The sequence below is a fragment of the Nocardia brasiliensis IFM 10847 genome (assembly GCF_000710915.1).
Taxonomy (GTDB): domain Bacteria; phylum Actinomycetota; class Actinomycetes; order Mycobacteriales; family Mycobacteriaceae; genus Nocardia; species Nocardia brasiliensis_A.
Genome location: NZ_BAUA01000126.1, coordinates 1 through 10699, shown reverse-complemented (window position 1 = coordinate 10699; position 10699 = coordinate 1). Strand labels below are relative to the sequence as shown.

8 protein-coding genes and 1 pseudogene are annotated in these 10699 nt (G+C 68.1%); 5 read left to right on the top strand and 4 right to left on the bottom strand.

The genetic code is table 11. From position 1 onward, the window contains the following. Positions 1–180 precede the first annotated feature (180 nt). The 4 genes and pseudogenes from serS to NBRGI_RS49680 form a co-directional block, all read left to right on the top strand. On the top strand, positions 181–1443 hold the full coding sequence (gene serS, locus NBRGI_RS26660; RefSeq protein WP_029899960.1) for a serine--tRNA ligase: 1263 nt from the start codon (positions 181–183) through the stop codon (positions 1441–1443). A 172-nt stretch (positions 1444–1615) separates the two neighbouring features. Beyond that, positions 1616–3481 carry a putative bifunctional diguanylate cyclase/phosphodiesterase gene (locus NBRGI_RS26655; protein ID WP_235211113.1) on the top strand — a complete coding sequence of 622 codons (1866 nt, stop codon included), beginning with the start codon at positions 1616–1618 and terminating at the stop codon, positions 3479–3481. A gap of 158 nt (positions 3482–3639) precedes the next feature. Next, positions 3640–4956, top strand: coding sequence for an MFS transporter (locus NBRGI_RS26650; protein ID WP_029899958.1), 1317 nt, complete (start codon positions 3640–3642; stop codon positions 4954–4956). A 44-nt stretch (positions 4957–5000) separates the two neighbouring features. Then, positions 5001–5105: pseudogene (locus tag NBRGI_RS49680) on the top strand (nitroreductase/quinone reductase family protein); the annotation flags it as partial. A gap of 27 nt (positions 5106–5132) precedes the next feature. Here NBRGI_RS49680 and NBRGI_RS47665 read toward each other — a convergent pair. Next, on the bottom strand, positions 5133–5780 hold the full coding sequence (locus NBRGI_RS47665; RefSeq protein WP_029899957.1) for a TetR/AcrR family transcriptional regulator: 648 nt from the start codon (positions 5778–5780) through the stop codon (positions 5133–5135). A gap of 106 nt (positions 5781–5886) precedes the next feature. On the opposite strand from NBRGI_RS47665, the gene NBRGI_RS26640 reads away from it, so the two are divergent. After that, positions 5887–7137, top strand: a complete 1251-nt coding sequence (locus NBRGI_RS26640) for an oxygenase MpaB family protein (RefSeq protein ID WP_029899956.1) — start codon at positions 5887–5889, stop codon at positions 7135–7137. Positions 7138–7211: 74 nt separating this feature from the next. On the opposite strand, the gene NBRGI_RS26635 is transcribed toward NBRGI_RS26640, so the two are convergent. From NBRGI_RS26635 to NBRGI_RS26625, 3 genes are all read right to left on the bottom strand, one after another. Beyond that, the gene (locus tag NBRGI_RS26635; protein ID WP_235211112.1) at positions 7212–8168 is read right to left on the bottom strand and encodes a DMT family transporter; all 957 of its coding nucleotides are present in this window, start codon (positions 8166–8168) and stop codon (positions 7212–7214) included. A gap of 173 nt (positions 8169–8341) precedes the next feature. After that, positions 8342–9175 carry an LLM class flavin-dependent oxidoreductase gene (locus tag NBRGI_RS26630; RefSeq protein WP_029899954.1) on the bottom strand — a complete coding sequence of 278 codons (834 nt, stop codon included), beginning with the start codon at positions 9173–9175 and terminating at the stop codon, positions 8342–8344. Between the two features lie 63 nt (positions 9176–9238). Continuing rightward, a partial coding sequence (locus tag NBRGI_RS26625) for a Rieske 2Fe-2S domain-containing protein (RefSeq protein WP_029899953.1) occupies positions 9239–10699 on the bottom strand: 1461 nt, incomplete at its 5' end.

The window sequence follows — 10699 nt, the reverse complement described above, 5'->3', positions numbered from 1 at the left end:
GCAGCGAGGTCTGGGCCCAGGCCTTCTCGCCCGCGCTCAGCTCGGTCAACACCTCATCGATCGCGGGTTCATCGAAAGTTGTGCCCATCCGGCAACTATGCCCGGGCGATTCGGCCGGTGGTTTACATCCTGGGATATCGGCGTGAAACAACAATCCCCAGACCATTAGGCTCAATGCCCATGATCGACCTCCGATTCCTGCGGGACAACCCCGACGCGGTCCGTGCCTCGCAGCGCGCCCGCGGCGAAGACCCCGCCCTCGTCGATGCCCTGCTCGAGGCCGACGCGGCGCGCCGTGCCGCCGTCGCCACCGCCGACAACCTGCGTGCCGAGCACAAGGCGATGGGCAAGGTGATCGGCAAGGCGAGTAAAGAGGAACGGCCCGCCCTGCTCGCGCAGGCGCAGGAGATGTCGCAGAAGGTCAAGGACGCCGAGGTCGCGCAGAACGCGGCCGACGCCGACCTGGACGCCGCCCAGCGCGCGATCTCGAACGTCGTGCAGGAGGGTGCGCCGGCCGGCGGCGAGGACGACTACGTCGTCCTGGAAACCATCGGCACGCCACGGGAATTCGACTTCGAGCCGAAGGACCATGTGGAGCTCGGCGATTCGCTCGGGCTGTTCGACATGGAACGCGGCGCGAAGGTGTCGGGCGCGCGTTTCTACTTCATGACCGGTTACGGGGCGCTGCTCCAGCTCGGTCTGTTGCAGCTGGCTGCCCAGCGCGCGGTCGCCAACGGCTTCACCATGATGATCCCGCCGGTGCTGGTGCGGCCCGAGATCATGGCGGGCACCGGGTTCCTCGGGCAGCACTCGGCCGAGGTCTATCACCTCGAAGAGGACGACCTGTACCTGGTCGGCACCTCGGAGGTGCCGCTGGCCGGCTACCACTCGGACGAGATCCTCGATCTGAGCGGCGGGCCGAAGCGGTACGCGGGTTGGTCGACCTGTTTCCGGCGCGAGGCGGGCAGCTACGGCAAGGACACCCGCGGCATCATCCGGGTGCACCAGTTCGACAAGATCGAGATGTTCGTCTTCACCACGCCCGAGCAGGCCGACGCCGAGCACAAGCGGTTGCTCGCCTGGGAGCAGGACATGCTCGCCGCTGTCGAGGTGCCTTACCGGGTCATCGACGTCGCCGCAGGCGATCTCGGCAGCTCGGCCGCGCGGAAGTTCGACTGCGAGGCCTGGGTGCCGACCCAGCAGACCTACCGGGAACTCACCTCGACCTCGAACTGCACCACCTTCCAGGCCCGTCGCCTCGCCGTGCGCTACCGCGACGAGAACGGAAAACCGCAGATCGCAGCCACTTTGAACGGCACGCTGGCGACGACACGCTGGATCGTGGCGATCCTGGAGAACCACCAGCAGGCCGACGGCTCGGTGCGGGTGCCTGCCGCGCTGGTCCCGTTCGTCGGCACCGAGGTGCTGACACCGCCGCGGTGACGACGCCCAACGTTCGCTGCGCACACCGGGTTTGACCGGACCGGCCGGGTCCGGTGTGGAACCCTGCGCACGGTCCGAATATGTTTCGTCTCCGTGAATAGCTACCTGTTCGCCATGCCGGATTCACGGGATGTGGCAACCGTCGGGATTCGTTGTGTCTAGGCTGTTCCCCGTGCGAGGAATCGGGGCGCGCGGCGATACCCGAACCCGGGTGCGGGCGGCATCGGCGCTGGCGACAGCTATGGTCATGGCTCGGACCACCGGGGCGTTCTACGTCATGGGTGGTGTGCTGGGTCTGCTGATTACTGCGATCGCCCCGGGCGACGAGGGTAATCGGCCGTTGGTGGGCACGGCTGCGGCGATCGCGCTGACGCTCGGACTCACCCTGCTCGCCTGGGGCCCACGGTTGCCGCACTCGATCCACCACATGTACGTCGCGATCGCGACCGTGCTGGTGACGATCGCGGTCTACGCGTTCCCGAACACTGTCGGCGCCATCAGCCTCGCCGCGTTCTACGTCTTCATCGCCTGCGATGCCGCGCTGTTCTTCGCGTGGTCGTATGCCGCCTCGCACATCGCCTTCGCGCTGGTCCTGTGTCTGTGGGTGCTGCCGGCGCGCCCCGTCGAGCCGGGCTTGCCGTGGTGGTCCGGGCTCATCCCCGCGGGCGTGACGCTCGGCGTCGGCATCGTCGTCGGGATCCTCACCCGGATGGCGTCGGAAGCCGATATCGACGTGCTCACCGGACTTTTGAACCGCCGCGGTTTCGATCGTGCGCTCAACTCCGCGATCGAGCAGGCCTCGCGCACCGGTCAGGGACTGGCCCTCGTGCTCGTCGACCTGGACCGTTTCCAGAAGATCAACGACCACCTCGGCCACCGCGCGGGCGACGCCGTGCTGCAGCGCGTCGCCGACACCTGGTCGAAACTGCTTGCGCCGGAACAGCGTCTGGCCCGCTACGGCGGTGACGCGTTCGCGCTGCTGTTGCCGAACACCACCGAGCAGGCGGCCATCCTGCTCACCGAACAGCTGCGCGCCGCGGTGACCACCGGGTGCTCGGCGGGCGTGACCTCCTGGCAGCCGGGCGAATCCGGCTCGCTGCTGGTCAGTCGCGCGGATGTCGGTCTGTACCGGGCCAAGCAGGCGGGCCGCAACCGGACGGTGCTCGAATCGTCGCGGCAACTGCCGCTCGCGGTGGAACTGCGCGAGGCGATCGACCGCGGCGCTCTCGACGTGCACTACCAGCCGATCGTCAGCCTCACCGAGGGCGGCGGCAAAGCGGTCGGCGTCGAGGCGTTGCTGCGCTGGTCGTCGAGCGCGCAACCCGATGTCACCACCGAGGGCCTGATCCGCGTCGCCGAGGAATACGACCTCATCTCCGATCTGGACGAGCTGGTGTTGCGCCGCGCCTGCGCCGACGCCGCCCGGTTGCAGGACACCTTCGCGCAACTCGACCTCACCCTGAACGTCAACGTGAGCGGGCTCGAACTGGCCGAAGCCGGCTACGCCGACCGGGTCGCCGGCATCCTCGCCGGTACCGGCTGGCCCGCCCACCAGCTCGTGCTCGAGGTGACCGAGAGCGAACTCGCCGCCGAATCACAGACCGCCATCGCGAACCTGCACACGCTGCGCGAGCGGGGCGTGCGCATCGCCATCGACGATTTCGGCACCGGATACTCCTCGCTCAGCCGGCTCGCCACGCTGCCCAGCGACATCCTCAAGGTCGACCAGTCCTTCGTCGCCGCGATCCGCTCCGATTCGCCCGCGCCGCCGCTGCTCGGCGTGATCGCCGCGCTGAGCAGCGCCCTCGATCTGCAGGTCATCGCCGAAGGCGTGGAAACCGAGTACCAGGCCGCGGTGCTCACCGAACTCGGTTTCGCACTCGCCCAGGGCTACCACTACAGCGACTCGCATCCGGTCGCCGAGCTGATCAGCGACCTCAACGAGAACCAGGGGCGGGTCGGCCCCGGCGCGCATGATCGCGAACTCGGCAACGGGGATTCCATGCACGCCGCCAACGGATGGCTGCCGCTCGGCTGAGGCCGATCCGGCTGGGCGGGATAAAGCGGTTGACCCGGGCAGGGACGGATGCGCATGCTGGGGACATGCGTTTGCTCGTCTACGGCTGTTGATCTGTCCGGACGGTGCTGGCCCGGCTGACGGGTAGCACCGGAACAGTTCGTTCCCTCGCGGTTCGGGTGGTGCTCTTCAAGGGCATCGGCGAGCTGATTCCGTTCTATGCGGTGTACGCCCTGCTGTTCGCCGAGCACGGGTTGAGCACGGGGCAGATCTCGTCGCTGTTCGCGATCTGGTCGATCACCGCGTTCCTGCTGGAGGTGCCCTCCGGCGCGTGGGCCGATACCGTTTCGCGCCGGGCACTGCTCGTCCTCAGCGGTATCCTGCTGACCGCCGGCTTTACCTTCTGGACCCTGGTCCCGACCTACTTCGGTTTCGCCTCGGGATTCGTATTGTGGGGCGCGGCAGGCGCTTTGGCGTCCGGCACCTTCGAAGCGCTGCTGTACGACGACTTGGTCGCGCGCGGCGCACAGTCGGCCTATCCACGCCTGCTCGGTTACACCCGTGCCGCGTCGGAAACCGCCATCGTCATCGGTATCGTCGCCGCCGCTCCGCTCTACCTCTGGGGTGGCTATGCCCTGATCGGTTGGTCCAGCGTAGGTTTCGCCGCGCTGCACACCGTGCTCGCCCTGTCGCTGCCCGCCGCCCCCAAATCCGTTTCCGCCGCCGACATCGATGAGCTGGAAGAGGAGGCGGGCGCGGAATTTTCGCGGCCGGCGGACGTCACCTCGAACGCGGCCGATCGAGCGTCGGCTGACGAGCGCGGCCGGATCGATACGGCGACGCCCAACGCTGCGAGCCCGTTCGCGCGCTACCTGGAGATGTTGAGAAACGGTGTGGGGGAGGCTGTTCGGGTGCGGGCGGTGCGCAACGGCGTGTTCCTCGGGGCGCTGCTGTTCGGCGTGACGGCGTTCGACGAATATTTCGCGTTGCTGGCCGCGGCGGTCGGCGTCACCACGGCGGTGGTGCCGTTGCTGGTGGGTCTCACGGTCGTCGGCTCGTTGGCCGGTTCGCTGCTGGCCGGGCGCACCGCAGGGATGTCGGCGCGCACCATGGCTCACGCAGTCGGTGCCGGTGGGTGCTTGTTCGTCGGCGGCGCCTTGATCACGGGCTTGGCCGCGCACCAACCGGGCGTCGTGTATCTGCTTGCCGGCCTTGGTTTCACCGCCATCGGCCTGTCCTACGGCATCGTGTACAACGCGGGCATCGTCGCCGCGGCCCGGCTCCAGGACGCCATCCAAGGTCCGGCCCGCGCCACCGTCACCTCGGTTTCCGGCCTGCTCGGTGAGGTCGTAGCCCTGGTGGTCTTCGTCTTCGCCGCCCTCGCCGCCACCGTGTTCCCCCTCCCGATAACCGTCGCCCTCCTGGGTGCCACCCTCCTGCCCATGGCCCTGGCCACCCCCGCCTGGCTCCCGCCGAAGCCCGCACTCACTGAATGAGAGGTTCCTGGTGATCCCGTGTCCCGGGCTTCGGCGACAGCTGGGCCGTTTTCGGCACGCACGGCGGCAGCCCGCACCACCCGGCCTGGTATCGCAACCTCATGGCGGCTCCGCGGGTCACCGTCGAAGCGGGCTCGGAAACGGTGCCCGCTGTCGGCCGGCGGCCGGCGCAATCCTCACTGCGTGAGCGGTGCGCCGATCAAATGCTCTGCGGTGAGCAGGAATTGGTCGGTGGAGCGGTCGATGAGGTCGGTGCGGGAGATGGGAAGGGTGCCCGACAGCCAGCTGTTGGTGGTCTCCCAGAGGCCGCCGAGCAGGTGGGTAGCCGCGAATTCGGCCTGTTCCCCGGCACTTTCGACGATCTGCGCGCCGACCTCGGCGGCGCACACCGCCATCATGATGCCCGCGAAGGAACGCATCACCTCGGCGCGGCGCTGCAGCAGGGCTGGGTTCAATTGGGCTTCGACCGTGACGATGCGCGCCTTGCGCGGACTGTCGGCGATCAGGTCGACGGCTGCGGCGATGGCGGCCCGGGTCTTGGCGCGGATATCGGCCGCAGTGGTGACGAATGCGGCGACCACGGCCTGGCCGATCTCGTCGACGATGCGCTCGAACAGCTCGCTGAACACGGTGTCGAGGTCGGTGAAGCTCTCGTAGTAGTACCGCTCGGACAGTTTGGCCTGCGTGCACAGCCCGGAGACGGTCAGTTTGGCGAAACCCGAGGTGCCGATGAGTTCCTGCGCGGCGTCGAGCAGGGCCGCACGACGACGCGCGCGCCGCTGCTCGATGGGCACGCCGCCGTAGGACCGCGAGGTGGTAGCCACGGCACCATTCTGGCATACATCCTTGCCAGATATCCGATTTTGTGGGACGGTCTTGTCAGAATGTGCTCGACCCCGAGCCGAACCTCGATCCGACGGGTGAAGTGCAATGGCGCATGACAACCAGAAGCTGCCGACTCCGCAGCTGTTCACGGAGTTCCCGTTCAAATACGCGGTGCCGGTGCTGGCGCCCGGCGATCTGAGCTGCACCGCCGCCCAACGTGATTCGTTCCGTCGCTTCGCACAGGTCGGAGACCCGCTCGCGGACGACGTGGTCGCGATGTTCAAACGGCTGCCCGTCGGTGAAGGGCGCCGCATGTTCGAGATCGCGGTGGAACGCGGCATCGACGCGGTGCCGGACGCGCCCGCGGAACTGACCGCCTTCTTCGGACAGGTGGAAGCGGACCCGTACTGGCTGGACCGGGACAAGATCGACCGCGGGGCCCGGGTGGTCGGGCGCACCAGCGTCTGGGGCGGCATCGCGATGGGCATGTTCGCCCTGATGGGCGGCTATCTCGCGTCCCGCGCGGACAAGACCCTCGTCGGCACCGGCGACCTCGATGCGATGGCGCCGCGCCGGCTCGCCGAAACCACCCAGTGGTGGCTGGACGTGACGACGCCGGGCGGGCTGGCACGCAACGCCGTCGGCTACAAGAGCGTGCTGCGGGTCCGGTTGATGCACGCGCTGGTGCGGGCGGGCATGAACCGCAGGCCCGACTGGGACTACGACGCGTGGGATCACCCGGTCAACCAGGTGCTCACTGTCGGCACCCTGGGCCTGTTCTCGATGGCGAATCTGGTTGGCGCGCAGGCACTCGGCTTGCGTTTCTCGCCCAAGGAGAAGGACGCGGTCTTCCAGCTGTGGCGCTATGTCGGGTTCCTGCTCGGTATCGATCAGGAAATCCTGCCGACCTGTGAGACCGATACCTGGCGTGCGTTCTGGATTCTCGCCGACACCGAATTCATCCCCGACGCCGATTCCCAACGCCTGGCCCAGGCATTGATTCCCGCGGCGGGCGGGCTGTTCATCGACAACACCACCGCGCCGCGCAGGGCGGTCCGCGCCGTGCTGACCAGTTACATGGTGGCCTACAGCCGGATCATCCTCGGCCGCAGCAACGCCGATTTCCTGGGCCTCCCGGACAGCCGCTTCTTCCAGAGCGCGGTGCTGGCGACCGCCGTCGTGAACGGCGCACTGGAGGTGCCCCGCCGAATCCTGCCCGGCGCCACCCGCTTCAGCGAAAACCTCGGCGCCCGCGTCCGCACCCGCCTGGTCCGCGGTTCCATCGCCCGCAACGGCGGTGACCGCACCTACGCCCGCCACGACACCTACGCCCGCCCCGTACTCCGCGCGGGATAGGGATTGCGCCGACAGAGGTGGAACGACCGGCGGGGTGGCGGTCGAGTACCACTCCGGCGTCGTCAGCGGGGCCCCTACGGCTGCCCGCGGGCGGCGATGCCGACGGCCAGCAAGGTGAGGCAGCCGCCGGCCACTGTGGTTACGGAAAGCCCTGCCGCAGTAGGCGTTACGACATCCAAGGCAACGGACATCAGGAGTTGGCCCGCCACCGAGGTGAGGCCGAGCAGGAGGACACCGATCCACCGAACGGTGACGGCGGCCAACGCGATGAACGCGATGCCGATCACCCCGCCGAGGTAAAGCCAAGGCTGCGTGGGAAATTCGGCGGGCAGGCCGGAACCGAGCAGGATCGCGCCCTCGATGCAGACCAGCGCGACGAGCCCGATACCGAAGTTGACCACCGTCGCCGACCAGGGCCCGCCGACTTCGCCGACCCGCCCGTTGACCGCCTGCTGCCACGCCAGACCGATTCCGGCCAGCGCGGGCAAGACGATCAGCAGCACGATCGGTGCCCCCCGCAACGACTCCGGCACCGCGAGCCCGCCACCCGGCGTCGCGGCCCGGCCGAGCCCCGCGAGCAGCACCGCGAATATGCCGAGCGCCGCCGCCCCGAAGCGCAGTGGTGTGATGGCGGTGCGCCCGCTCGGCGCCAAGCCGAGCCGATCGACCACCAGACTGCTCAGGAGTTGTCCCGCGACCGCGGCCACGGTGAACGCGGTGACCCCGATCGCCGCGACGGTGAGCCCCTGACACGCGACGAAGAACGCCCCGCACAATCCACCCAGCAATTGCCATATCGGCAAACGGCCCGTCACCACCGCGGCCCGTACTCGCCCCAACCCGGTTCGCATCCGCCCACTCAGCACGAACACCGCCCCCAAAATCAGCAATCCCGAACCGAAACTGATCACCGCGGCCGCAATCCCATCCTGCAATCGCGCCCCCAACGCCCCATTGATCCGCCCCTGCACCGCCACCCCCGCACCGATACAAAACGCACAGCCCAAACCCACCCGCACCCGCGCCGTCACCCCTGGCACGCTACCGCCAACCACCCCGGGCCTCCGCGTCCTCACCCGACGACCACCGGCCATGTCTCACCTTCCCGCGCGCATATCGTCGTCCCGCGCGTGTGTCCGTCGGCTGACACGCGCGCGGGGTGACATAACCTACGCGGCAGGTGAATCGAACGGCTTCGGCATCATCAACCTTTTTCGGGATCCACCGGCCCGTCGCGGAGTACGCCCCGCACCTGGTCGAGTGTCACTGTGTCCGGCTCGAATTCCGCCAGCCACCAGGTGGCGCCCGCTGCGGCATAGGGTGCCGAATCGGTGCCGGCCGGGAGCGCGACCGCGATGTCGTATGGCGTCGCGGGTTCGGCGCGCAGAGCAGTGAGCGTGTCGGTGATCTCGGCGACCTGATCCGGGTGTTCGAGGTTGACCGGGAAGAATCCGTCGAGACGGGCGGCGCGGCGCAGCGGCGCGACCTTCCCGGGGAATCCCGCGGCCCACACCGGCACGCCGGGGCGCTGCACCGGTCTGGGCAGGAATGAGACGTCATCGACCGTGTAGTGCTGTCCATGGTGCCGCACCGGCTCGCCCGACCAGGCCGCGGCGAGAATCGCAAGCGACTCGTCGAGCATCTGCGCGCGCCGGCGGTCGTCGAGTTCCTCGCCGGTAGCGCGCAATTCGTCGCCGAACCGATTACTGCCGAGGCCGACGCCGAGCGTGAGGCGACCGCCGCCGAGCTGGTCCAGCGTCGCGGTCTCCTTGGCGAGCTTCGCCGGCCTGCGGCGGGCCGGCGGGGTGACCATCGGCCCGAACCGGAGGCGTTCGGTGGCGGTGGCGATCGCGGCCAGGGTGATCCACGGGTCGGCCGCCTGCTGGACCGGTGCCTGCCAGCGCAGATGGTCCCACACGAACACGCCGTGCCATCCGGCTTCCTCGGCCTCGGCGGCCAGTCGCGCGACCACGACCGGGTCGGCGAGTTCGTCGAACAGCGGCAGCCAGAGGGCGGACCGGAAGACGTCGTCGTGCATGACGCAACGCTAGACCTGGGACGTCGGCCCTGAAAGCAGTAGTTTTCCGGGCAACTCGGCGGGTCAGAGCTTGCGTGAGCGCAATTCGTGCCCCTTGGACGTCTTGCACCGTCCCGATTCCAGGTCCCATTGCCAGCCGTGCAGATTGCAGGTGAGGGTATTGCCTTCCACCACACCGAATTTCGAGAGATCAGCCTTCAGGTGCGGGCAACGCCGCTGCACTTCCCAGCCGTCCAGTTCGGTGGACGCGGAATCGTCGTGCGCCTCGGAGAACCAGCCGTCGGCGTAGGCGATGCGCTCATCGGTGAGGCATTTGAAGAAGGTGTAGAGGAATTCGTTGTAGCCGCCGATCCGCCACGCCTGGAAGCGGGTGGACAGGAAAATGGTGTTCACCCAGTCCGGTTCCCGGTCCCGCAGCACGGTGCGCACCAGGTCCGGCGCGATGCGAAAACCGTAGCGGTACTTGCCTTCGCCCTCGATCGGCCCGCGCACCACCCGCTTCGGGAAGTCCAGCACCACGGTCTCGTCGCCGAGCACCAGCCCGACGGGGTAGCCGATGCCGTCGCAGATCAGATCGCTCTGCGCCATGATCGGCTCGAACAGCGCCCGCAGCGGCTCCAGCAGCGGCCCGTCATTCGTTGCCCAGGAAGCCTTTTCGGCCGCCAGCACCGGCGCGAGGCGCTGCGCCATCAGCTCGATGTACTCGGCCTTGTTGTCGTAGATGAGGCCCGGTTCGAACGGATGGGTGAGCTCGAGTTCGCGCCCGCGCACGTCGGCGACCGAGCCGGGGATCATCAGGATCCCGCCCTCGTTGCCGTGGATGCGCATCTGCTCCAGGAACACCATCTGGTCCGGGAAGATGTTGCCCTCGTCGCCCCGGTCGTCGTTCAGGTAGCGCAGTTCGTCGTCGAGGAACACCGGCGGACCGGCGGACGGCACCACCCAGGTCGCGCCGACCTGCTCGATATAACTGCGGCAGCGGTCCATGCCGCGCTGACGCTTCTGCTTGCCGAAGTTCGCCTTGGTGCGGTTCGGGATGTCGTAGACCATCGGGTACCAGATCGCGCCCGAGTACTGCAGCAGGTGGATATCGATGTGCCCGAACGCATCGTGCAGCACGTCCATGTCTACGGGGCGGGCGTCGTTCATGTTGAAACAGGTGGTCTCGCCGTCGGAGACGACCAGCCCGGAGTCGCCGATCGGGCCGTCGGCGGGCGCGCGCAGCGCGATGATCATGATGTCGATATCGCCGCCCGGACCGGTCACCGTGTGCTTGACCGAATCCTCGGTCTCGAAGAATTTGGTGAAGCCCAGCTTCTCCAGCTCGCGCTTCAGATCCGGCACCGGGTAGTCCGGCAGCAGCACGGTCGCGTCCTTGTTGACGTGCTCGGCCAGGTTCTTCGCGTCGAAGTGGTCGCGGTGCAGATGCGAGACGTAGAGGAAATCGCAGTTGCCCAGCTCGTCCCAGTCCAGCTGGGTGTTGTCGGGAAACGGGAACCACGAACCGAAGTAGGCCGGATTGAC